This window comes from Actinomycetota bacterium (assembly GCA_030019255.1).
GTDB lineage: Bacteria > Actinomycetota > Geothermincolia > Geothermincolales > RBG-13-55-18 > Solincola_A.
In genome coordinates this window covers 2,786-26,365 of sequence record JASEFK010000006.1, presented here as the reverse complement: position 1 = coordinate 26,365, position 23,580 = coordinate 2,786, and the positions used below count along the sequence as shown (strand labels likewise).

Genomic DNA, 23,580 nt, shown 5'->3' with positions numbered 1-23,580 from the left:
GAGGTCTCCGTGCTCCTCGCCAGCGACCGCCCCCTGGCCGCGGAGCGCCCCATGTATTTCCGCTACGGGGGGAAGTGGGAGGGAGGCCACGTGGCCGTGGGCCTCGTCCCTTGAGAGGCCCATTTCGCGACGGGATTTGGTGCATTACCGTTGGGGTCGGCTGGAAGCTGAAAGAGAGGGAAACGTCTCCCATCGCCGTTTTATGCGATGGAAGGGGACGTTGGAGGCAGCGCACGAGGGCGTTTCCTTCCTGCCGCGTGCGCTGACGGGGTTTGGCCGTTACCGGCTTCTGGGTATGGTGAACTGAACCTCGGGAAGTTTACGGAATATAATGATTTGGCGGACCTTAAGTTACTGAAGGGGGGCGGCATGGAGGAAAATTACATCCTAGTAAACGACGTGGGCACCACGGGTGCGCGGGCGGTGGTCTTCGACCGCGAAGCAAGGATGGTGCACGAATCCTACGTGGAGATCCCCCAGGTATTTCCCCGTCCCGGCTGGACGGAGCAGGATCCACTGGTGATCTACGAGAAATGCCTGGAGGTGACCCGCGAGGTACTGCGGGAAACGGATATACCTCCATCCCGCATAGCGGCCATGGGCATCGCCACGCAGAGGGCCACCAGCCTGCTATGGGACCGCCGCAGCGGGGAACCGGTGTACAACGCCATAACCTGGCAGGATACCCGCATGTCGGATGCCTGCGAGCGGATCAACCGCAGCCCTATGTTCCGCACCCTGCATGTGATTGGTAATATATACCAGAGGATCGCCGCCCTCGGCGAGGGGCTGCGCCGCAACCGCCTGGGCAAACTCCTCATCACCGCTGCCCATTTCACGGTCACCCCGGCCCAGTCCTCGGCTCACGCCAGGTGGATACTGGACAACGTGGAGGGGGCGGCGGAGAAGGCCGCCTCCGGGGACCTCCTCTTCGGGACCGTGGACACCTGGCTGGTGTGGAAGTATACCGGGGGGAAGGTCCACGCCACCGACTACTCCAACGTCAGCGCCACCGGGATGTATGACCCCTTCGGCATGCGCTGGAGCCCCCTGCTCCTCAAGCCCTTCGGGTTGCCCGGGGGACTGGTCCTCCCGGAGATAAGGGAGACCAGTGGGGATTTCGGGACCACGGAGGTCTTCGGGGACCCCATCCCCATCCGCAGCCTGGTGGCCGACCAGCAGGCGGCCCTCTTCGCGGAGGCCTGCTTCGAGCCGGGCAGCGTGAAGTGCACCAACGGGACGGGTTCCTTCATCGACATGAACACCGGCGAGGAACCCATGGCCTCCATCCACAAGCTGACCCCCCTCATCGCCTGGAGGGTAAACGGGAAGACCACCTATATGATAGAGGGAATAATTTCCAGCGCCGGCTCCTCGGTGCAGTGGCTCCGGGATAACCTCCAGATAATCGGGGAGGCCGCGGAGTCCGAGGAGCTGGCGAGGTCCTGTGAGGACTGCGGGGGCGTATACGTGGTGCCCGCCTTCACCGGTCTCACCGCCCCCTACTGGGACCCCTACGCCCGGGGGACGGTCATCGGCCTCACGCGGGCCACCACCAAGGAACAGGTGGTACGGGCCACCCTGGAGTCCATCGCCTACCAGTGCCGGGATGTCATCGAGGCCATGGAGAAGGATTCCGGCATTAAGGTCAGGGGACTGAAGGCGGACGGCGGCGCCTCACGCAACAACTTCCTGCTCCAGTTCCTTGCGGACATCCTGGACCTGGAGGTGGAGCGACCGGAGATGCTGGAGTCCACAGCCCTGGGAGCGGCGTATCTGGCGGGGATGGCGGTGGGTTTCTGGAAGTACCCGGACGACATCCTCCGCACCAGGAAGGTGGAGAGGGTCTTCAGGCCCCGCATGGACCCCGAGACGCGGCGGGAACTCTACGCCGGGTGGAAGAGGGCGGTGGAGCGGGCGCGCCGCTGGGCCTGAGTCTGCCTGCGAAATCCCGCGTGCCTGGAATCCCTGTCCGTGGTTCCCCCCCTCCATGATCACTCCCTGTGCGGGCCGAATCAAACTACCCATCCCTGCCAGGGTCGCGCTCACCGGGACGCGGATGCCGCGTAGTTCGACGCTCTCTTGTATGAGTCTCGGTGTGTTGACCATCCGCCGTGGCCGTCCTATAAATTAAAGTTAAAGTTAGCTTTAATTTGTATCGCGGACCGCCGGGGCACGGGCGGCGGGGATGGAGAGGATGGCCCGGCCGGCTTGGGAGCATCTCCCGGGGATAAGCCGGGCGCGGCGCCGGAGGAGGAGGTGGAGACATGACCCTTCCGGACAGGAACAACCCCTACACCTTCAATCCCTACCTGGAGTGGCGGAGCAAGGTCGATTACTACGCGGACGATCCCTTCCTGCAGAGGATGGTGGCCGTCTTCACGGGCCCCGAGGCTGAGGAGGTGGACCGGGAGGCCAGGGAGTTCTCCCGCAAGGTCTCCTTCCGCTGGCGCGACCTGGCAGAGCGCATCGCCAGCCCGGAGAAGAGACCCTACGTCATGCACTACGACGGGCACCGCAACCGCGTGGACCGCATCGTGCGCCCCTACGAGGTCGAGGTAATGGAGAAGGAGATCCTCGCCGAACGCCTGTTCTCCGACTCCACCTCCCCCTGGACGCGCTTCATCAAGTTCTTCCTCCTGAGCGAGAACTCCGAGGCCGGGGTGGTCTGTCCCCTGACCTGCACCTGGGGCCTGGTGGCCCTTCTGGAAAAATATGCCGACCGGCCCGAGACGCGCAGGATCCTCCGGCATGCCAAGGAAGGGATAGAGGGCGACTACGCCCTGGGCGCGCAGTTCGTCTCCGAGATCCAGGGCGGCTCCGACGTCCCCGCCAACCTGGTGGAGGCGGTGGAGGAGAACGGGGAGTGGAGGCTCTACGGCAACAAGTTCTTCTGCTCCGCCGCCCACGCGGACTACGCGGTGGTGACCGCCAAGCCGCGTGGCTCGGAACGGGTGGGCTGTTTCGTGGTCCCTATGTGGATGGACAAGGAGAGGGAGATACGCAACGGCTACACTATCGACCGCCTGAAGTGGAAGATGGGCACGGTGGAGTTGCCCACGGCGGAGATCACCTTCGACGGCGCCCTTGCCTATCCCGCGGGTCCCCTGGACCGGGGCGTGGCCATAGTGGTGGGTATCGTGCTCACCCTTTCCCGCCTGGTGGTGGGGCTGAGCGGCGGGGCCGGCATGGCGAGGGGGCTGCGGGAGGGTAAAAAGTACGCCGAGTTCCGCACCGCCTTCGGCCTTCCCCTTCGCGCCTTCCCCATGGTGGCCGCCCAGCTGGAGGACTACGAGAGGTGCACCCAGCGCACCATCGCCGGGAGCTTCAAGCTCTATGGGGAATTCATAGGCTTGCCCGGCGGGTTGGCGCCAGGCCTGACTACCCCCGAGCCGCTGGAGATAAAGAAGAGGCGCTTCCGGGTGCGGCAGCTGGTCATGCTCCAGAAAATAACCGTGGCCCAGGACGCCAACGACTACGCGCGCAAGGGGATAAGCATTTTCGGCGGGCATGGGGTTATGGAAGACTTTTCCATATTCCCGCGGATGCTGCGGGACGGCCTGGTCAACGAGCTCTGGGAGGGGCCGCGCAACGTGCTGCTCACCCAGATGCACCGCGATTTCCAGCGCGTGGCGGAATGGTACCCGGCGCGCGATTTCGTCTCCGACCTGCTCCAGGGCGCCGAACCGCAAGTGGTGAGGGAGCTCTCGGAGGAAATCGAGGAACTGCTCTCCGTGCCCCACCTTTTCGAGATGGACCGGAGGACCATGGACATATGTTTGCGATGGGACGATTTCTGCTCCCGCCTCTTCCACGCCTACCAGGACCTGGCCCTCGCCGAGGCGGAGGCGGCAAGCCCCGCGGCGGAAATTCCCGCCGGCCGGACAGGAACAGGCCAGGCGTGAGGCAGGTTCAGGGCGATGAAAACGGCATGGGAGAAACCACTCATGCCACCCGGCGACCGACTCTCCAGGCCTTTCCAGGTGTTCGTGGGGGCGTGCATGAGGTGATGACCTGGGGCGGAAGGGAAAAGCGGCAGCGGATCAAGCACTCCCAGAGGGATCGGAAAGTAAAAGGGCTTTCAAGACTTGAGGGCGTCAAGGCGTTTTTAGCAAGTCATCACCTCTCGAGTGACCGCAGGACACAAAACACGGGGCAATGACGGAGAAGAGAAAAAAGTTGACCATCTCCGAGCTGGCGGACGAGTTCGGCATCGCCCCCAGCGCCATACGCTATTACGAGGAGGTGGGCCTACTCTCCCCGCAGCGCAACAGCTGCAGGGGCCAGAGGCTCTACGGCGATCGGGAGCGGGCCCGGCTCAAGCTCATCCTGCGCGGCCGCCGCTTTGGGTATTCCCTCTCCGAGATCGCGGACATCCTGGAGCTCTACGATGCCCATCCCACCCAGGCTCGGCAGATCATGCGCACCCTGGAATACGGTTTCCGGCACATACGAGAGATGGACGAGAGGATCGAGGAACTCTTGGAGATCCGGAGGGAGATGCTCGAGTTCGCCCGGAGTTTCCTGGAAATACTGAAGGAGGAAGGGGAGGACCGCGAAGCCCGTTCCTTCATTGCCCTGGCGGAGGAAGTTATCCGGGAGCTGGAGGGGAGGGAGTTTGGCGTGCAGCCGCTCCGGGAGGAAAGGACTCCGGAGGGGATCCCCGGCGCGGAGCGGGAGCCGGAACGTGGGAGATCCGGAAAAGCGGGTAAGACGAAGGTTCCAGCCGGGAAACCGGGGACTCCCGGTGACCTTCCCGGGAGGGGGGAGACGACCCGGAGAGAAGGAGCGAACGGACGACGCCGGGATGTCGGAACCCGGGCGGTGCCCGGTAGTAAGGAGACGGGTTAGCGAGGAAAAGGGAGGTAGGCCGTGTTCGACTTCATCATGACCGAGGAACAGAAGAGGCTCCAGGAAGAGGTGAGGGACCTGGTGAACTGGGTTCCCCGCCAGCTCATCCTGGACATGGACGCCATGATCGCGCCATTTCCCAGGTTTTTCCTGGAAGAAGCCGGCAAGAGGAACCTCCTGGGCCTGCGCTTCCCGGAGGAATACGGGGGGCGCGGCCTCAAGTGGGAGGACGAGATCATCGCCATCGCCGAGATGTCCCTGGTGGGAGTGCCCCTCACCTGTCTCTACTCCCTGGTGAGCATTGTGGGAGAGTGCATCGCCCAGTTCGGGACCGAGGACCAGAAACAGCGCTTCCTGGTCCCCACCATCAGGGGGGAGAAAGTCTGCGCCGAGGCCCTCACCGAGCCCCGCGGCGGCTCCGACTTCTTCGGTGCTACCTGCACGGCGCGCCGGGAGGGCGACCATTATATCCTCCACGGGCAGAAGCGCTTCATCGTGGGGGCCGAGGGGGCTGATTACTTCATGGTCTACGCCCGCACCAACCCGGATGCTCCGCCCCGGGACGGGCTAAGCTGCTTCCTGGTGGAGAGGGACGAGAGCGTGGAGGTGAAGACGGTCTACGGGCTCATGGGCGCCCGGGGGAGCGGCACGGGAAGGGTCCTCTTCCGGGACACCAGGGTGCCGGCGGAGAACCTAGTGGGGGAGGAGAACGGCGCCTCCCGCATCTTCTACCGCATGATGATCCCCGAGCGCATGACCTCCGCGGCGGGATGCATAGGGGCGGCGCGGGAGGCCATCGAGATCGCCGCCCGCTATACCACGCGGCGCAAGGCCTTCGGGGTACCCATCAAGAGCTTCCAGGCGGTGAACTTCATGATCGCGGAAAGCCTCATCAAGCTGGACGCCATGGCCAGCCTGGTATGGATGACGGCCAAGGCCATCGACGCCGGCATCCCCCACGGCAGGATGCGGCGCATGGTCTCGGAGTCCAAGAAGTTCGCCACCGAGGCGGTGTGGGAGATCTGCTACAACGCCATGCAGGCCATGGGCGGGATTGCCTACACCAACGTCTATCCCATCGAGAGGATGCTGCGCGACGCCCGCCTACTCTCCATATGGACGGGGACCAACCAGATAATGAACCTCATTATCCAGCACGAGTTCTACAAGGAGCTGCAGCAGGAGGTGAAGGGGAAGAGGAACGTGGAGCTGGACGCCCCGGAAGCCTTCAATGAAGAGGAAAAGATCTACGAATAACCGCGCGGGACCTCCCCCTCAACATAGGGGACATTTTTAAGACGTGCAGGGAGTGGCGGAGGGCTAGGAAAGGTTGCGGGCCCTCCCCCGCCCCTTTTTATTCTCCCGTGGTGCCAGGGAGTCGAGGATGGGGCGCAATATGAGGGAGGCGGCTTCCTCCCCGTGAGAGAGTATCCATTCCTCCTCGAAGGCCACCATGTAGGTGAGGAAGTAGAAGATGAGGATGAATATCCAGGCCAGGTAGCCCGGATCCAGGGAGGGGTCGAGGGTGCCCTCCTCAATCCCCGCCTGGACCAGGCGCTCCAGCTCCTCCTCACGGTCCTCGAGCAGGGCGTCGATGTTCTCCTGGAATTCGCGGGTTGCCGCCTCGGAGATGGTGTTGACCACGATGCGCAGCATCTCCGGGTTTTCCAGGCCGAAGCGCAGATGGGAGCGCATGAGGGCATCGGCCAGCTCGAAAAAGTCCTTCGCCGGCGGGAGTTCGCGCCAGAGGTGATTGACGATGGTGGAATAGACCTCGTTGCGCACGGCGTAGAAGAGCTCCCGCTTGGTGGGAAAGTAGCGGTAGATGGCGCGCTTGGTTATCCCCGTGGCCTCGGCGATGTCGGACATGGAGGCACCGTCGTAGTTCTTGGCGGCGAAACACTGCAGGGCCGCCTCGATGATGGCTTGGCGGCTGTTTCGCCGTGTCCTGCTCCTGGCGGGGTTCCTCTTCCCGGGCATGGTCAACCCCCGATCTCCCCGGTGGTGGACACGCTCGTGAGCAACCTGTCCACCAGCTCCAGGTATTTCCCCTTGTCCGAGAAGGGCACCTCCAGGCCCAAGGCGTTGGCTATGTAAACGATCTCCATGAGGGCGATATAGCTCCAGGCGAAGTCGTCGACCTCGAGGTCCTTAACGACCTCTCCCCGCCTCTGGCCCTCCTCCAGCATGTAGGTGACCGCGTCGTGGAGGCGGTGCAGGCGGTTCACGGGGGTGCGGTGGAAGCCGCCCCTTCCCAGATCGGGGATGGAGTAGTAATAAGCCCTCATCTTGCTGCGGTGCCGCAGGGTGAAGTCGAAGGCCGCCTCAGCCGCCTCCCTCAAGCCCGCCAGGGGAGTGGTCCTCTTGAGGACCCTGCGTACCACGTACTCCGAGATGTCCTGCACCGTGCGCTGGCGCATGCTTTCCACCAGGTCGCGCTTGTCCTCGAAGTGCTGGTAGAGGATGGGTTCGGTGATCCCCGCCTCGGCGGCGATGTCCGCGGTTGTGCAGGAATAGTAACCCCGGCGAGCCAGGCATCTTTCCGCGGCTTTGAGTATGCTTTCCCGCCGTTTCTCGGCCGGTAGCCTCTTCCTGGCCATCGCCCTCCTTTCATCCGTCGTTCGCCGGTGAGGCATTCCTCCACCCGCCGTGCCCGCGGCCGGAAGGCCCGCTTTCGGTCGACACGCCAAATAAAAGAACCGGTTACTAACGTCGGATTACATCATAACATAAACGATTTCCGGGTTTCGGGCGTGAACGTCAGGACGACCGGCCTTTCTCCCCGCCGTCGCCGGCCCCGTTCGTCGCGCCCTTGCCCCCGGGCGTCTTTTCGCTCGAAGGGGCAGCCCGGCGCTCTCGGGACTTGGAACGCAGCCAAGCGCGAACGGCGGCCTTCCTTTCCTCCGGGTCCTCGAGGTCGTACACGCATCCGTCTATCTCCAGGCGTTTCCCGTCCACCGCCCTCACCCCACTGAATCCCGCCGACCTACCCGTACGGCCCCCGGTTCGGGGCATCCGGGAAGATTGCAAGCCATTTCCCTGGACCACGACTTGCCGCGTACTAGCCGCGCCTGTTTCCCTTCGCGCGTGTCAGACGCCGCCGGGATGCGTCCACCTCTTTCCTGATGTTACTCGGCTGGATACCGGTTGGACTTGAACGTTCGGCGGCCCGGATATTCGCGGAATAGGGCTTGGGGCAGGCGGTGAGGGTTGAAGCTCGCTCATTGATAGGCCGGCCCCGGTTCCGGTATCGGGCCCGAGGCGTGGCGGTAAAAACATATGTTGTTCAAGCCATGTTTTGTGGAAAAAACAACCCCGGCGCCCGGATCAGCTTCGGGAAGGACGGGGGAAGCCCAGGTGCTTCTGGCTCAGGGCCGCCAGCTTGAGCAGCCAGGGATACTGGCGGGCCTTGAGTCCCAGGAAACGGGTCTGGATGAACTCCAGTATCACTCCCACGGAGTCCAGGGTATCCAGGTAAGCGTAATCTATGGTCATCCCCAACTGCTTGAGGGTTCCCCGCTGGAGTATCCCGATCCCCGCCGCCCTGGCAGCCTCCAGCCTTTCTTCCAGGTTGTCCACGGCGAAGCCCAGGTGGTGCAGCCCCTCCTTCCTGTCCCCCAGGGTATGGAGGTGAAAGCTGTCCCCTTCCAGTATCTGGATGAGCTCCAGCTGGATGCTCCCGCTGTAGCCCATGGCTATGCGTCCCTTGAGGGTGGTTTCCCTTCCCCGGTCCAGGCAGTAGGCGGTCTCCCCTTCCAGGACCAGCCAGGGTCCTATGCCGAAGACCTCCTCGAAGCGGCGGATGGTGCTCTCCATGTCCCTGACCACCAGGCCTACCTGGGCCAGGCGCGGCATGTGCAGGAGATCCCTCGAGGACATCGCCCCTCCTTTCAGCGCCGGCGCGGCGGAAGCTGGGCGAGGATGTTGGCCACCCCCCGCACCAGGTTCTCCTCGTACACTTCCCGCGGGTACTTGCGGAAGTTCATCCAGTGGATAACCGTCGATTCCACCATACCCACGATCATCACCGAGGTGATGTAGATGCATTCCGGGGGCACGGCATCGGTGTCCGTATAGTAGCTGATGCGCTCCTTCACCAGGTCTATTATGGAGGACCTAATCTCGGTCACCCTCTCCTGGGAACGCTTGTCCACGTTGAGGTCAGTATCGTAGATAAGGCGGAACCCGGACTCGGAGTGTTCCACGAAGTCGAAGTAGGAACGCACACCGCTGCGGATTGCGGTTATCCAGTTCACCTCCGAGGTGTCCGGCTTGAGCAGGGACTGGCGGAGGTTTTCACCGGCCCGGTCGATGATGGCCAGGAGGAGATCCAGCTTGCTCGGGAAATGCCGGTAGAGTATGGGCTTGGTCACCTGGGCCCTCTCGGCGATGTTGTCCATGAGGGCGCCATGGTATCCGAACTCGGCGAAGGTCTCCAGCGCGGCGTCCAGGATGACCTTTTTCCGCTCCGGGGCCGGGAGCCGCTTCTTCACCCGGTTGTTTTCCCTGGTTTTTCTCTCTTCTTCCATGTTTCCACCCGGTAATATATGCGTTAATATATTATCACCTGAGCGGGCGGTTTGAAACCGTTGTTCCTCCCCTGCGCTCATCCGCGAAGCGGGTTTTTCGGGAACAATACCCTTTCCGACTCCTCGAGGGGGATAGATGCGGGTTCCATGGTAATACTAACCGGGCGTTGAGGTCAGTCCGGGATGGTGAAGGAGAAGGCGCTCCCCTCCCCGGGCTTAGATTCCACCTCCAGGCGCCCCTTCCAGCGGCTGACGATGCGCCGAACGGCGGATAGCCCGATTCCCAGCCCGGGAGTGGATTGGTTCATCCTCCGGAAGGGTTCGAAGAGGTGCTCTATGTCCTCCTCCAGTATCCCCGGCCCATTGTCCCGCACGATCACCACCGCCTCGCTTGCCTCCTTCCGCGAGATCACCCGCACCAGGGGGGAGGGATGATCAAGGTTGAACTTCACCGCGTTGTCCACCAGGTTGGCCAGCACCTGCCTCAGGAGGGCGGGATCGGCTCGGACCGCGGGCTGGGCGAGGTCCAGCTCCAGGCGGGCGGCGGGTGACCTCTCCTCAACGCGTAACTCATCCCATACCTCGTGCACCAGTCCCTCCAGCTCCACCTCCCTCCGGTTCTCGGGCTGCAGGCCGGACCTGGCCATCTCCAGGATGGAGGCGATCATGCTCTCCATACCCCGGCAGGCTCTCAAAATGTAGTCGAAGTATTCCATCTCCGCGGGCTCGAATCTGCCCTCCGCGGCCTGGCGAGCCAGGGCCGCGAAACCCTCGATGCTGGTCAGGGGGGCGCGGAGGTCGTGGGAGACCATTTGGGCGAAGGCTTCCAGGTCCTGGTTGCGCTCCTGGAGCTCGGTTTCCAGGTTCTTCCTTTCGGTGATGTCCAGGTCCATGCAGAAGACCTCCAGGCATTCTCCGCCCCTCCGGATGGGGAAGATGGTGGAGAGGACCCAGCGCGTCCGTCCTTTCTGGTCGCGGGTTATCCATTCCCGGGGCGGCGCCGGCTCCCCGCCCTTCCAGAGCCGGTCCAGTTCGCGCCGGAATACCTCCGCGTCCTCTCCCGTGAGGATGAGCTGGTCCAGGGTCTTGCCCAGGGCCTCCTCCCGGCGGAACCCGTAGAGCTCCTCGGAGGCCCGGTTCCAGTAGGTGACCATGCCCTCCCGGTTATAGCCCTGCACCGCCACCAGCGGAGCCTGGTCGATGGCCGCCTGGAAGCGCTCCCTGGCCTCCATGGCCACCTTTTCCTCGAAATCCTCGGCCTCGGGAAGCTCCTTCACCAGGCTGAGGAGGAGGGGACGGTCACTTCCCCTGATGAGGGTTCCCGTCACCGCGCACTTCTTTATGCTCCCGTCCTTGCACAGGCCGGTACCCACAAAGCCGAAAAAGTCGCCCTGCCGGGTCTTGAGCAGCTCCTGCTCGGAAAGGCTCCTTTCGTCTGGAATATGCAGGTCCTGCACCCGCATGGAGAGGAGTTCCTCCCTGGAATAACCCGTAAGCTCAGTGGCCGCGGGGTTGACCTCTAGAATGTTCCCTTCCAAATCGTGGAGGAAGATGGCGTCGCTGGCCTGTTGGAAGACCAGACGCAGTCTCTCCTCGGCCTGCTCCGCGCGCTCTTCGGCCCGTTTCTGAGCCGTTACGTCCCTGAGTACCGCCAGGGTGTATACCCCCTCTTCATCGCGCAGGATGGAGGCGGTGAGCTCCAGGCATATCTCGCGGCCATCCTTGTGGTAGGCCCAGATTTCATAGGTGGGCGGCAGCTCCTCCCCCGCCTGGCGGCGACGGTACCTGTCCATGACTAGCTCCCGGTAGGCCGGGACCAGGAATTCCGCGAAGGGACGGGAGGTGAGCTCCTCGGCCGTGTAGCCGGTCATCTCGCACAGCTTGGGGTTCACGTAGACGAACCTCTCGCCCCTGGCCAGGGCGATGCCGGCGTTGACGTTTTCCACCAGGTGGCGGTAGCGCCCCTCCGCTTCCCGCCGGGCGAGGCGGGCGCGGTGGGTCTCCCACTGGCGCCGGATGGTCAGCGCCACCCGCTTGAACTGCAGGAGGCCAGAGCGCTTGATGATGTAATCGTCGGCCCCCTCACGCAGGGCCAGGGAGGCCACCTCCTCGTTGCCCTGGCCAGTAAGGAGGATGAAGGGGAGCTCGGGGTCCCTTTCCCGCACCGCCTTCAGAAGGTCGATGCCGCTCATGCCCGGCCCCAGGACGTAATCGCTGACCACCACCTGGAAACCGTCTTCCTCCAGGAGCCTGAGGGCCTCCTCCGCCGTGGCCACGGAAACTATTTCCAGCCCGGGGTCCTCCCTCTCCAGGCTGCGCCGGATGAGCAGCGCGTGATCCGGGTTGTCCTCCACGTGCAGGACGCGTATCTTCTCTTCCATCGTGCTCCCCCGCCCTGCTTACGGCGCTTAAGTAAAAAGCGACGTGAAACCTGGACTGTCGTCCATTATGGCTCGAAGGCGAGGCCCGTCTATCCTCGCCAGGCCTAAGTGTTCCCGCCCGACTTGGGTCCGCCCCTGGGCCGCGCACCCCGGCGTTTTTCCTGCCGCGCCGCTGTAGGCGCAGGCATCGGAATGTTTCCCCCGGGGAGCCGCCCTACAGGATGCCCGAAGGGCCTGAGCCCCGTCCGAAGCCGAGACACTTAAATTATAAATCTGACCCCTAAGCGTTGCCTACCGGCGAGTTTTGGTTGGATGATAGGTTGGCCTCTCAATGCACGTCTATAATACTTCCATGATCGATTTCGTATACGTGGACGATACGGAGAGCCTGCGGGAAATGGTCCGCCGGCTCGGTAGGGGCCATCGCTTCTCGGTGGACCTGGAATCGGACAGCTTTCACCATTACGGAGACCGTATCGCCCTCCTGCAGTTCAGCGACGGTCGCCGGGCGTACATCGTGGATCCCATGTGCGTTGATCCGGCCCCCCTGTCCGACTTGCTGGGAGATGTTTCCAGAGAAAAGGTCTTCCACGATGCCGATTACGACGGCCGGATGATCCTTACCTTCCTGGGGGTGAGACCCTCGCCCGTCTTTGACACCATGATTGCCGCGCGCATACTGGGCAAGGAGAAGGTGGGCCTCGCCGATCTCATGGAAGAATACCTGGGCATCTCCCTGGACAAGGTATTCCAGAAGGCGGACTGGTCGCGCCGCCCGCTGGACCGGGAGATGCTCCGCTACGCCGCCCTGGACGTCCTGCACCTCCTCGAGCTGCGGGACAGGATGGAGGAGGAGATGGCGAAGCTGGGACGTATGGACTGGGCGCGCGAGGAGTTCCGCCTGGTGGTGGAGGGACTCTCTCCCATGCCCGAGCGGAAGCCCGATTTCACCCGGGTGAAGGGGGCCCGGGAGCTGGACTCCCACAGGCTGGCCGTGCTCCAGAAGCTGCTCGAATGGAGGGAGAGAAAGGCCAGGAAGATGGACCTTCCCCCCTTCAAGGTGGTGGGTACTGAGAGGCTGCTCAGGCTGGCGAAGGCCGTTCCCCGCAACCGGCGGGAGCTGGAGGCAGCCGGCGCCCTCTCGCCCCGCCAGCTGCGGAGATTCGGTGGGGAGATATTGAGGGCAGTGGAGAAGGGATGGAGGGAACCCCCGGAGCGCTGGCCCCGTTTTCCGGTCCCAGAGAGAGTCGGAAGGGACCTGGAGGCGGAGAGGATCCTCCGCCGTTTCAAGGAGGCCAGGGACCGGCGGGCGGAGGAGCTGGGCCTGGACCCGGGCTTCCTGCTCCCCAACGCGGTGCTCAAGGAACTGGCCAGGACGAAACCGCGCAGCCTCGAGGATATCCGCAAGAGCGGGATTCTGAAGCAGTGGCAGCTCAAGGAGATGGGAGAAGCGCTGGCGGCGAGCCTTGAGTGAGGGGCCTTTTCCTTTCACAACGTTCTCCCTTCCCTTTCGGTTGCCAGAAAATGGTTTCAGCGTAAAGGGGAGGGCCGCGTCCCCTGTGTCGGCCGTGGAGGCCAGTTACGGGGCCGGGCTTTCGTATGCTAAAATTGGCAACTATGGAACTCAAGGGCCTCATCCTGTCCGGCGGCGAGGGGACGCGCCTGCGTCCCATAACCCACACCAGCGCCAAGCAGCTGGTGCCGGTGGCCAATAAGCCCATCCTCTTCTACGGGCTGGAAGCCCTTCGCGACGCCGGGCTAAGGGACATAGGGATCATCGTGGGAGACACCGAGGAGGAAATCCGCGAGGCGGTGGGTGACGGCTCGCGGTGGGGCGTGAAGGTCACCTACATCAGGCAGGAGGCGCCCCTCGGGCTGGCCCACGCCGTGCTCACAGCTGCCGATTTCCTGGGCGAGACCCCCTTTGTGATGTACCTGGGGGACAACCTGATAAAGGAGGGGATCACCGCTTTCGTGGACGAGTTCCGGAGCAAGGAGGTGGACGCCCTCATCCTACTGGCCCGCGTGGTCGATCCCCAGAGGTTCGGCGTGGCCCGCCTAGAGGGAAACCGGGTCGTGGAGTTGGTGGAGAAACCCAAGGACCCCCCCAGCGACCTGGCCCTGGTGGGAGCCTACATGTTCCGGCCGGTGATCCTGGAGGCGGCCCGCGCCATCAAGCCCTCCTGGCGCAACGAGCTGGAGATAACCGACGCCATCCAGCACCTCATCGACCACGGGTACCGCGTGGAGGCCCACGTCATCAAGGGCTGGTGGAAGGACACCGGGCGCCTCGAGGACCTCCTGGAGGCCAACTGCATGGTCCTCGAGGACCTCGAACCCCGCTGTGAGGGAGAGGTGGACGGGGAAAGCCGCATCCTGGGGAGGGTGGTGGTGGAGGATGGAGCGGAGATAGTGCGCTCCACGCTGCGCGGCCCTTCCATCATCGGGCGGGGTTCCCGCATCGTGGATTCCTACATCGGGCCCTTCACCTCCATCTATTACGATGTGACCGTGGAGGGGAGCGAACTGGAACACTCCATCGTCATGGAGAACAGCGTCATCCGGAACATCCCCGGGCGTATCGAGGACAGCCTCATAGGGAAGAACGTGGAGATAGCCAGGTCCTTCAACCGCCCTAAGACCTACCGCTTCATGCTGGGAGACAATTCCAGGGTGGGACTGATATGAGGGGGAGGGGATGATCGAGGGGCTGCGGGTGAGGGAACTGCCATCCCGGCTGCATTCCCGGGGCTATACGGTGGACCTCTGGAAGGCGGGCGAGGTGCCGCCCTCCTCCGCATCGGCCAGGATACACGTTGTCTTTCCAGGATGCGTCGAGGCCTGGTGGGTGAGGGAGTCCACGCCGGAACGCATCGTCTGCCTGCGGGGGATGATCAAGCTGGTGGCCTGCGACCGCCGGGATGGCTCGGCCACCCGGGACGAGGTGACGGAGATATACCTGGGGGAGTACCGTTTCCGAGAGGTGGAGGTTCCCCCCGGTGTTCTCCGGGGATGGAAGGCAGTAGGGCACGAACCCGCCCTGGTGCTCAGGTGCGCGGAGGCAGTGGAGGAAGGGCGCAGGCTGAGTCCGGAGGAGGCTGCCGTGCCCTACGACTGGGAGATCGTCATGCGTTGAGGCTGGTATCGGGGAAGGTAACCCATGCGTTTGCTGGTCACCGGAGGATGCGGCTTCATCGGAAGCAATTTCATCCGCCATCTCCTGCGGGAGCATCCCGAAGACGAGGTGCTCAACCTGGACAAGCTCACCTATGCAGGAAATCCCGAGAACCTGCGTGACGTGGAGGGGGATCCCCGCTACGCCTTCCTGAGGGGGGACATCTGCGAGGAGGCGGATGTCAGGAAGGCCTTCGAGTGGGGCCCGGAAGCGGTAGTGAATTTCGCTGCCGAGACCCACGTGGACCGCAGCATCACCGACCCCGAGGCCTTCGTGCGCACCGACGTCCTGGGCACCTTCCGCCTGCTCAACGCGGCCCGGGAGGCGGGCATCCGCTTCGTGCAGATAAGCACGGACGAGGTGTACGGAAGCATCGCCGAAGGATCCTTCACCGAGGAGAGCCCCCTGCAGCCCAACAGCCCCTACGCGGCCTCCAAGGCGGGAGCGGACCTCCTGGTGCGTTCCTACGTGCGCACCTACGGGATCGACGCGGTGATCGTGCGCAGCTCCAACAACTATGGGCCCTACCAGTACCCGGAAAAGGTCATCCCCCTGTTCATCACCAACCTCCTGGAGGGTAGGAAGGTCCCCCTTTACGGGGAGGGAGTCAACGTTAGGGACTGGCTTTTCGTGGAGGACAACTGCCGCGCCATCGACCTGGTGCTCCGCCGGGGGGAGAGCGGCGCCGTGTACAACGTGGGGGCCGGCCAGGAGAGGAGTAACCTGGAGCTCACCCGGTCCATACTGGCTCTTCTGGGAAAGGATGAAAAATACATCCAGAGGGTCCCCGACCGACCGGGGCACGACTTCCGTTATTCCCTAGACTGCTCCCGGATCCGCGGCCTGGGCTGGGAGCCACTCTACGACCTGGAGAGGGGACTACGGGAGACGGTGCGCTGGTACCGGGAAAACCGCGACTGGTGGGCGCCCATAAAGAGCGGCGAATTCCGGGAGTATTACCTGCGCCGCTACGGGGACATTTGAGCGGTACCGGTCAGGTCAAACATCTACTCCACAGCCATGTTCGCCAAGTCACCTCCGCCGCTGTGGGGAGATCCATTCGAAACCGCTCCTTGCACGCGTATCATCGAAAACGTTTATTTTGCCGGGAATGAATTGAAAATGATAGCATCCAACACCCGAATCATCTCAGGGAGGCGTTCCCGGTTCCGTGATTCAACGAGGAAGCCCCCTCGCCCAAGGATCAATTTAAATGGAAACCACATTCTCACCACGAATTATTATTAATAGAGTGGAACTAATAGAGAGTGGAACCAATAGAATGGACCGGTGAGGAGTCGCGATCTCGTAGCGTCCGGAGGTAAGGAACATGAAGCTTTCCGTGGTCATCCCCGTTTACAACGAGCGCAACACCATAAAGGAGGTCCTGAGGCGGGTGCGCCAGGTGGACCTGGGGGATATCGAGAAAGAGATAGTGGTGGTGGACGACGGTTCCACGGACGGGACGCGGGACATCCTAGCCATGGAGGAGAACTCCGCCACCCGGGTGATCTACCACCCGGAGAACCGGGGAAAGGGCGCCGCGGTACGCACTGGTCTGCAAGCGGCTACCGGCGACTTGATCATCATCCAGGACGCCGACCTGGAATACGATCCCGAGGATTACCCTAAGCTCCTGGAACCCATCCTCAAGGGAAAGGCGGAGGTGGTCTACGGTTCCCGCTTCACCGGCCCGCGCAAAAACATGCTCTTCTGGCACTACGTGGGAAACCGTTTCCTGGCCCTGGTGACCAACATCCTCTACAACACCACCCTCTCGGACATGGAGACCTGCTACAAGCTCTTCACCCGTCAGGCCCTGGAAGGCATAGTCCTCAGGTCGGACCGCTTTGACATCGAGCCGGAAATAACCGCCAAGATACTGAAGAAGAAGATACGCATCTTCGAGGTCCCCATCTCCTATTCGGGGAGGGAGATAGAGGAGGGCAAGAAGATAACCTGGAAGGACGGTTTTCCCGCCCTCTGGGCGCTCATAAAGTACCGCTTCGTGGATTGAGGGTAGGTGCGGGGGCGCGTCGCGGCGCCCCCGCCTTTCTTCCTACCAGCGTTTTCCGCTACTTCAGGCTCTCGATAAAGGTGTCCACGTCGATGGCCGGCAGGGTCATGATGCGCACCGTTCCCCGCGAGGCCAGCTGGACCGAGATGCGGGCGATGGTCTCGTTGTTGGGGGCTTCCACGATGTTGATGAAGTCGTACTGCCCCAACACCACGTACTGGCCGACCACCTTGCCCCCCATGGCCTCCACGTCCTTGTTCACTTCCTTGATGCGGTCCGGGTTCTTGGTAAGGGTAGCACAACCCTCGTCGGTGAGCCGGCTGATGAGGATGTAGGTCGCCATCCGCCCTCCTCCTTTCTACTCGCTTTGCCCTTATGGTCCGACAATATCTCTTAATACCCCGCGGACGGGCCCCCTAAACGGAAGAACGTCCAGGTGGCGCTAAAGCCCGGGGAGTGAAGGGAATCGTGGACGGCGAATGAATAGATGGTATGGTTAACGGAGAGGATCTTGACTCGGAGGTAGGGATATGATCGCGGGCGGGGAGAGGTGCAGGCTTGTGGTGGTCTACCATCCGGATTTCGCCACCCAGGGGTATCCGGCGCTGCGGGAGAGGATAGCGCCGGCCTTCGAGGAACTTAAATCCCGTGGCATTTTAGAGAGAGAAGGGGTCCATCTTTTAGAGGCCAGGCCCGCGGAGGAGAAACTGGCCGAGGAGGTCCACACCGAGGGGCACATACAGGGGGTGAAAAGGAGCGGCTATTACCAGGTGGCGCTGCTCTCCGCGGGCTCGGTGATCATGGGGGCGGAGGAAGTGGCCTCCGGGAGGGCGGAGGCGGCCTTCTGCTTCACGGGCACCGCTGGGCACCACGCCTCGAGGGACGGTTTCTGGGGCTTCTGTTACCTGAACGATGTGGCCATGACCCTGGTGCGGCTGCGCCGGAAGGGTGGGGGGAGGAGGGTGGCCGTGGTGGATATCGACCCCCATTTCGGGGACGGCACGAGGGACCTTCTGGGCGATGACCCGGAGGTTCTGCACGTCAACTTCCATTCCGGGTACGTGATCAGGGATTCCGGCGGCCCCCACAACCTGGACCTGGCCCTCCCCCACGACGCCGGCGACGCGCAGTTCCTGCACGCCGTGGACAGGGCGGTTGAGGCGGCGGAGGAATTCCGGCCCGAACTGCTCTTCGTGGTCTTCGGGCACGACAGCCACCGCGACGATTACGGGGCCTTCGAGCTCAGCGGCGGGGTGTACCGGGAGTTCGCCCTCAGGTTGAGGAGGTCCTTCCCCTCCGGGGTGATCTACGTCCTCTCCGGGGGGGCCCGCCCCCACGTGGCCCGCCAAGCCATAGGGGACGTGGTGGAGGTCCTGGCCGGACGAAGGGACATCCCGACCGGTGCGACCCCAGCCACGCGGTAGGTGGAAAGTGGGGCCGTGAGAGGAAGAATGTGACCGCTTGCGGAAAAGGGACTAAGATGACACGGAACCCTTTCCCGTGACCGACGCGTCACCTTGGGTGCGGGGCGGGCAGGGTGCGGCTCGGTCTTACCCGGCCTGGGAAGTGAAAAGAGAAAGGAATCGGGTGGAACGCGACTTGGAAAGCGGGCGCGGAATTTACGGGAAGAGGGTCCCGGGGCCGGTCGGGGGGCCGGTGGGAACGGTCCTGGCCGGCCTCTGGCTCCTGGTGTTCCTGGTGACCGGGACCTGGACTTCCTCCGGGGCCATGCGTGAGTTGGCATATGCCGCCACCCCTCCCCGCGTGGCCCTGACCTTCGACGACGGTTACGGGCTGGACCACCGCATACTGGAGTTTCTTTCCTCCCAGGGGATAAGGGCCACCGCCTTCGTCGTCGGTTCCTGGGCGCAGCGGAACCCGGCCCTGATCCAGGAGATGAACGCCCTGGGGTGGGATATATGCAACCACACCCAGAACCACGCTTTCCTCACCCAAATCCCCGATCCCCAGGTCGTGGCCGAGCTGAACACCTGCCAGGCGGTGATATCCACCCTCACCGGGCAGCACTGGCTGCTCTTTCGGCCGCCCGGTGGTTTCATTGACGACCGGGTGAGGGCCGTGGCCGCCGCGGCGGGCTTTACCCCGGTGATGTGGGACCTGGACAGCGGCGATTCCCGCGGAGTGGAATACTCGGTGGCGGAGAGGGCGGCCTACTTGGTCAACGCCGCACGCGACGGCAGCATCATCCTTTTCCATTTCGGCGGGAAGCACACCTACGAGCTGGTGACCGGGGTGGTGCAGGGTTTGAGGCAGAGGGGCTTCTGCTTCGTCACCGTGCCCGAGTTGTTCGGGTGGAAGAACGTGGTGAGAGGAGGTTTCTCCGGGCCGGGATTGACCGCTCCCGCGCGCCGTTTCTTATTCGCCGAAGGGACCACGCGTCCCGGCTTCGCGGAATGGATCCTGGTCTTCAACCCCAACCCGGAGGAGGTTGCGGTGAGGCTGAATCTACGGGCCGGCGAGGAGTCCCTGCAGAGAGAGTACAAGATACCTCCCTTGCGGCGCTTGTCCATAAACGTGAACCAGGAACTTCCAGGTCGCGACGATGTCGCGGCCGTCCTGGAGGCCAGTGGTGAAGTAGTGGCGGAGAGGACGGTCTTTTTCAACCGCGGTTCCGGTTTCACCGGCGGCTTCACCGCGCCGGGCACCCCCAGGCCTTCGCGCCTGCACTACTTCTCCGAGGGGGTGGCCCTGGAGGGTTTCGAGGAGTACCTGGTCCTTTTCAATCCCGGTCCCATGGACACCAAGGTGGAGGTGGAGATGGTCGGATCGGGAGCATCGAGATCTGAGATCCTGCAAGTCCCGGCGCAGCGGAGAATCACCCTGGGATTGAGGGGGCTGGCCCCGGAGGCGGAATACTCCCTGGTCGTGAGGTCCAAAGCTCCCCTGGCGGCGGAGCGGTCCCGTTATTTTGTCTTCCAGGGCCTGGTAACCGGGGGAAGCGTTTCAAGGGGAGAGGTGTCCCCGAGCCCCGAGTGGTTCTTCGCTGAGGGGACCACCCGGGAGGGTTTCGATGCCTTTCTTACCGTGTTCAACCCGTGCCTGGAGCCCACCTGGGTGAGCGTGAGCCTGAGCGGAACTGACGGCAGTTTTTCGGAGGAGCGCTTCCTCCTCGCCGCGGGAGGCAGGAAGACCCTGTCCCTCAATGCGGGCCTGCCGACTGGAACGGATTATACAACCAGGGTGCGGAGCCTCCTCCCGGTGGTCGCGGAACGTTCCCTATATTTCCGCAGGGGCGACGTCATGGGAGGTTCGGGGGCGCAGGGGACGTGGAGGCCCGCGGAGAGATGGTATTTCGCGGAAGGCTGCACCGATGGCGGTTTCTCAGAGTGGTTGGTAATGGAAAACCCCTGGAAATACGAACAGGAAGTCGAGGTCGTGTATTACACCGAAGTCGGTACCGTAGAAAGGTCTTACCTCCTTCCCGCGGAGGGAAAAGCTATCGTGGACGTCTCCACCGAGGTGGGCCGGTGCCGGGAGGTGTCCGTGGAGGTTAGATCCTCGCCGGGGGTGGTGGCCGAACGCTCCATGTATTTCCAGGCCGACCTCGGATTGTGAAAGAAACACGATATGCGTTGTTTGCTCTGCCGGCGTGTTTTAATATTTTGGTGACGCCGGGCGTTTAGCTCAGCGGGAGAGCGCCTGCCTTACAAGCAGGAGGTCGGCGGTTCAAATCCGCCAACGCCCACCACCTGAAATGCCCGGCCGGAGGCCACATGCCCTCCCGGCCAGGCTTTTTCTTCTTCGGCGGCATAGGGTCTTGCGCCACAAATGCGCCACAAGTTTGTGGCGGAAGTGGCCTTTAGTGGTTTTCATACTCCTCTCTCTGGCAGGTGAATGACTTTCATGCCACCGGATGCCACCGCCTCTAGGCCCTTGACCGCCCGGTCGTAGGCATCCCGGTAAAGGTGGCTGTAACCGTCCACAGTAACCCGTATAGAGGAGTGGCCCATCATGGCCTGCAGGATCTTAGGGTCCACCCCTCCCTCGATGCACAAAGAGGCGAAGGTATGTATGAGGTCGTGGAAGCGCAAAATCGCTTATACCCGCCTTCTCCAGCAACCTGGCAAAACCGCGTTTCACCAAGTTGCCCCGGTCAAGGGGCTTCCCCTCTTGGTTAGGGAAGACGAGTTCCTTCATATCCGGTCTGCTGGAGGCCTCAAAGTGTTCCTCAAGAAGAGCTTTAGGGTAGGTGGTATGGGGGCCATGCGCCTGGAGGCCGGGGTCTTGGGGTCGGAAAAGCCGTGGGCGTTGTTACAGGTCCTTCGCACATTGATGGCGGCGGCCTGGAAATCTATGTTAAAAGATGCCCTGGGCCCCCAGGAAGGTTAAGTGTCGAGAGGCTCTTACGCACCCCGAAAGAGCAGGTCGCATGCGAGAGGATATTCGAAGCCCTGGAGGAGGTAAGGCAGGTGGTTTTGGAGTTAATAAAGCGCTACAGCAAACATTTGCTCACCTAAAGGAACGGCTACCTGCGCCCCGCGGACACAAGGTAAGCTTGCTGCGAGATCGAGGCGGCATGAGCTATGATCGGCGTCGAGATTTCTCAGGTAAGAGTATTCGAATTGTCTCCATCGATCTAAAGCGCGATTTCGATGTTTCCGAAATAATTGCAAAACGACGTGGGGTTATTTTACAAAAAAAAAAAAAAAAAAAAAAAAAAAAAAAAAAAAAAAAAAAAAAAATGAAAGATTTCGGGGTTGACGTCCGGCCTTTCGGCGGGCTTCGTTGCAGGGTGCTTCTGACCGTCGTTTTCGCCTTTCTCCCGGCCTTCGCTCTCATCCTTTTTTCCGCACTGGAGCGTAGGAAGGACGCCCTTGATGATGCCCGGAGAGATGCAGATTGCCAGGTTGAATTGATGGTCCACGATTTCTCGCACAAGGTGGATGAAACCCGGCAGTTGTTGTCCCATCTCTCCATCTCCAAGGAATTCAAGGAAAGGGATTGGGCGGGTTGTGAAAGACTTCTCCGGGATATCTTGCCTGAAATGCGGGGGTTGGCCGATATCATCGTGGTGGACGGCGCCGGGAACCTGGTCGTCAGCGCGGTCCCCTTTGTGGGTTCGCTGAACGTGGCCGATTGCCCCTATTTCCAGCGGGCCGTGAAATCCCGGGAGTTTTCCGTCGGAGACTATTCTATCGATCGCATAACCGGAAAGCCCCTTCTGGTTTTCGCCCAACCGGTTCTGGACGAGAGAGGGGAGATCGACGTAGTACTGGTGGCGGCATGGGACCTCGAGTGGCTGGATGGGTTCGCTGCCGGGTTGGAGCTTTCGCCTGGTTCCGTCCTGCAATTGGTGGACAGCCGGGGGACCGTTCTTGTCCGTTATCCGGATGAAGGCGGTTATGAGGGGTGGGTGGTGCCCGAGGAGACCGTGGTGAAAAATATACTCGAGCGATCCGGAAACGGATCCATTCACGCCGAGGGATTGGACGGTGTACGCAGGCTGTATGTCCACAAGACCCTCATGGGAAGTGAAGAAACCGGAAAAGTCTACGTGTGCGTGGGGTTTTTGGAAAAGGAAATATACGGACCGATCAACCGGGCCTTGGCTGTGGACCTAGCGTATCTGGGGCTGTTCGTAGCCCTCGTTATCCTTTCGACATATTGGTTGAGCGGATTTTTCATCCTCACGCCGATCAGGAACTTACTGCGCGCCTCCCGGGAACTGGGGGAGGGAAATCTCGAGGCACGGACCGGACTCGGTGATGCGGTGGGGGAAATCGGTCTTCTGGCGCGCTCCTTCGACCGCATGGCTGAGTTCTTGCAGGCAAGAAGCGAGGAACGAGACCGCGCTGAAGAGGAGCTGAGAAAGAACCGGGAGCAGCTTTCCGCCATAGTGAATACGGTACCGGTGGGGATAATCATCTTCGATAGCGAGGGGAGAGTGACCTTCGCCAATCCTTCCGCTAAGAGCATTTTCGGGCTCGCGAGGGGAGAGATCCTCGGAAGTTTTTATGACCGTCTTTTTTTCGAGGTCGCGGATATGGACGGAAATCCCGTCCCCCGGGAAGAACTACCTTTCCTCCGGGTCATGGGTGGGGAATCCGAATTGCTCGATTTGGAGTACTCCGTGATATGCAGGGACGGAAGCAGAAAGACCTTGTCCTTCAACGCCGCGCCTTTGAGGGATGAGAAGGGGGACGTCGCGGGGGTCATCGCCTCTGTTGAGGATGTAACTGAGAGAAACGCGGCGAGGTCGAGGATGGAACGCCTCGGACGGTTCTACGCGGTCCTTTCGGACGTTAACCGGGCGGTGGTGCGCTTTAGGGAAAGGGACGCCCTGTTAAATGAGATATGCAGAATCCTGGTGGATGAGGGATTGTTCACCACGGCATGGATAGAAATGGTGAATCCCTCGACCGGAAGGCTGAGGCCGGTGGCGCATGCGGGTATTCGCGAGGAATACGTGGAGGGCATAAAGCTAGATGCGGATGAGAGCCGGGAAGGTCGTAACCCTTCCGAAATGGTCGTCCGGGAGGGAAGGCCGCTGGTATGCAACGACATAGAGAACGATTCGCGAATGGCACCTTGGCGAGACAAGGCACTGGCCTCCGGTTACCAATCCTGCGGGATCTTCCCGCTGCGTTGCGGTGCGGGGGGGGGGGG

The 23,580-nt window shown here is 62.3% G+C and carries 21 protein-coding genes and 1 tRNA gene; 14 read left to right on the top strand and 8 right to left on the bottom strand.

Going from position 1 to position 23,580, the window contains the following annotated elements:
- Positions 1-369: 369 nt before the first annotated feature.
- From QME84_06650 to QME84_06635, 4 genes are all read left to right on the top strand, one after another.
- Positions 370-1,935 (top strand): glycerol kinase, encoded by a 1,566-nt coding sequence (locus tag QME84_06650; GenBank protein MDI6873945.1) that lies wholly within the window; start codon positions 370-372, stop codon positions 1,933-1,935.
- A 332-nt stretch (positions 1,936-2,267) separates the two neighbouring features.
- Complete coding sequence (locus QME84_06645; GenBank protein ID MDI6873944.1) at positions 2,268-3,905, top strand: acyl-CoA dehydrogenase family protein; 1,638 nt, start codon at positions 2,268-2,270, stop codon at positions 3,903-3,905.
- 274 nt (positions 3,906-4,179) lie between these two features.
- The gene (locus tag QME84_06640) at positions 4,180-4,851 is read left to right on the top strand and encodes a MerR family transcriptional regulator (GenBank protein ID MDI6873943.1); all 672 of its coding nucleotides are present in this window, start codon (positions 4,180-4,182) and stop codon (positions 4,849-4,851) included.
- A 21-nt stretch (positions 4,852-4,872) separates the two neighbouring features.
- A complete protein-coding gene (locus QME84_06635) occupies positions 4,873-6,108 on the top strand; it encodes an acyl-CoA dehydrogenase family protein (GenBank protein MDI6873942.1) in 1,236 nt (411 codons plus the stop codon).
- A gap of 63 nt (positions 6,109-6,171) precedes the next feature.
- Here the strand turns inward: QME84_06635 and QME84_06630 are convergent, their stop codons facing one another.
- The 6 genes from QME84_06630 to QME84_06605 form a co-directional block, all read right to left on the bottom strand.
- Positions 6,172-6,831, bottom strand: coding sequence for a TetR/AcrR family transcriptional regulator (locus QME84_06630; protein MDI6873941.1), 660 nt, complete (start codon positions 6,829-6,831; stop codon positions 6,172-6,174).
- 2 nt (positions 6,832-6,833) lie between these two features.
- The gene (locus tag QME84_06625; protein ID MDI6873940.1) at positions 6,834-7,451 is read right to left on the bottom strand and encodes a TetR/AcrR family transcriptional regulator; all 618 of its coding nucleotides are present in this window, start codon (positions 7,449-7,451) and stop codon (positions 6,834-6,836) included.
- 160 nt (positions 7,452-7,611) lie between these two features.
- Positions 7,612-7,809, bottom strand: coding sequence for a hypothetical protein (locus QME84_06620; protein ID MDI6873939.1), 198 nt, complete (start codon positions 7,807-7,809; stop codon positions 7,612-7,614).
- A 369-nt stretch (positions 7,810-8,178) separates the two neighbouring features.
- The gene (locus tag QME84_06615) at positions 8,179-8,730 is read right to left on the bottom strand and encodes a VOC family protein (GenBank protein ID MDI6873938.1); all 552 of its coding nucleotides are present in this window, start codon (positions 8,728-8,730) and stop codon (positions 8,179-8,181) included.
- An 11-nt stretch (positions 8,731-8,741) separates the two neighbouring features.
- Positions 8,742-9,380 (bottom strand): TetR/AcrR family transcriptional regulator, encoded by a 639-nt coding sequence (locus QME84_06610; protein ID MDI6873937.1) that lies wholly within the window; start codon positions 9,378-9,380, stop codon positions 8,742-8,744.
- Positions 9,381-9,553: 173 nt separating this feature from the next.
- Positions 9,554-11,761 (bottom strand): PAS domain S-box protein, encoded by a 2,208-nt coding sequence (locus tag QME84_06605; protein ID MDI6873936.1) that lies wholly within the window; start codon positions 11,759-11,761, stop codon positions 9,554-9,556.
- Positions 11,762-12,113: 352 nt separating this feature from the next.
- Between QME84_06605 and QME84_06600 the strand changes: the two genes are divergently transcribed.
- The 5 genes from QME84_06600 (at position 12,114) to QME84_06580 (ending at position 16,953) form a co-directional block, all read left to right on the top strand.
- Positions 12,114-13,235, top strand: coding sequence for an HRDC domain-containing protein (locus QME84_06600; GenBank protein MDI6873935.1), 1,122 nt, complete (start codon positions 12,114-12,116; stop codon positions 13,233-13,235).
- Between the two features lie 143 nt (positions 13,236-13,378).
- Complete coding sequence (locus QME84_06595) at positions 13,379-14,449, top strand: glucose-1-phosphate thymidylyltransferase (GenBank protein MDI6873934.1); 1,071 nt, start codon at positions 13,379-13,381, stop codon at positions 14,447-14,449.
- Positions 14,450-14,459: 10 nt separating this feature from the next.
- Complete coding sequence (locus QME84_06590) at positions 14,460-14,897, top strand: dTDP-4-dehydrorhamnose 3,5-epimerase family protein (protein ID MDI6873933.1); 438 nt, start codon at positions 14,460-14,462, stop codon at positions 14,895-14,897.
- Between the two features lie 24 nt (positions 14,898-14,921).
- Positions 14,922-15,920, top strand: coding sequence for a dTDP-glucose 4,6-dehydratase (gene rfbB, locus QME84_06585; GenBank protein MDI6873932.1), 999 nt, complete (start codon positions 14,922-14,924; stop codon positions 15,918-15,920).
- 346 nt (positions 15,921-16,266) lie between these two features.
- The gene (locus QME84_06580; GenBank protein MDI6873931.1) at positions 16,267-16,953 is read left to right on the top strand and encodes a glycosyltransferase family 2 protein; all 687 of its coding nucleotides are present in this window, start codon (positions 16,267-16,269) and stop codon (positions 16,951-16,953) included.
- Between the two features lie 58 nt (positions 16,954-17,011).
- Here QME84_06580 and QME84_06575 read toward each other — a convergent pair whose 3' ends face one another.
- The gene (locus QME84_06575; GenBank protein ID MDI6873930.1) at positions 17,012-17,296 is read right to left on the bottom strand and encodes a GYD domain-containing protein; all 285 of its coding nucleotides are present in this window, start codon (positions 17,294-17,296) and stop codon (positions 17,012-17,014) included.
- Positions 17,297-17,483: 187 nt separating this feature from the next.
- On the opposite strand from QME84_06575, the gene QME84_06570 reads away from it, so the two are divergent.
- From QME84_06570 to QME84_06560, 3 genes are all read left to right on the top strand, one after another.
- Positions 17,484-18,377, top strand: a complete 894-nt coding sequence (locus QME84_06570) for a histone deacetylase (GenBank protein MDI6873929.1) — start codon at positions 17,484-17,486, stop codon at positions 18,375-18,377.
- A 175-nt stretch (positions 18,378-18,552) separates the two neighbouring features.
- Positions 18,553-20,529 carry a polysaccharide deacetylase family protein gene (locus tag QME84_06565; protein ID MDI6873928.1) on the top strand — a complete coding sequence of 659 codons (1,977 nt, stop codon included), beginning with the start codon at positions 18,553-18,555 and terminating at the stop codon, positions 20,527-20,529.
- Between the two features lie 58 nt (positions 20,530-20,587).
- Positions 20,588-20,662 (top strand) — tRNA-Val (locus QME84_06560).
- A 121-nt stretch (positions 20,663-20,783) separates the two neighbouring features.
- Here the strand turns inward: QME84_06560 and QME84_06555 are convergent.
- Entirely contained in the window at positions 20,784-20,951 is a 168-nt protein-coding gene (locus tag QME84_06555; protein MDI6873927.1) for a hypothetical protein, read from the bottom strand.
- A 34-nt stretch (positions 20,952-20,985) separates the two neighbouring features.
- Between QME84_06555 and QME84_06550 the strand changes: the two genes are divergently transcribed.
- Positions 20,986-21,303 carry a hypothetical protein gene (locus QME84_06550; protein ID MDI6873926.1) on the top strand — a complete coding sequence of 106 codons (318 nt, stop codon included), beginning with the start codon at positions 20,986-20,988 and terminating at the stop codon, positions 21,301-21,303.
- Between the two features lie 187 nt (positions 21,304-21,490).
- Positions 21,491-23,580: PAS domain-containing protein (locus tag QME84_06545; protein ID MDI6873925.1), on the top strand; the 2,090-nt coding region annotated here is incomplete at its 3' end.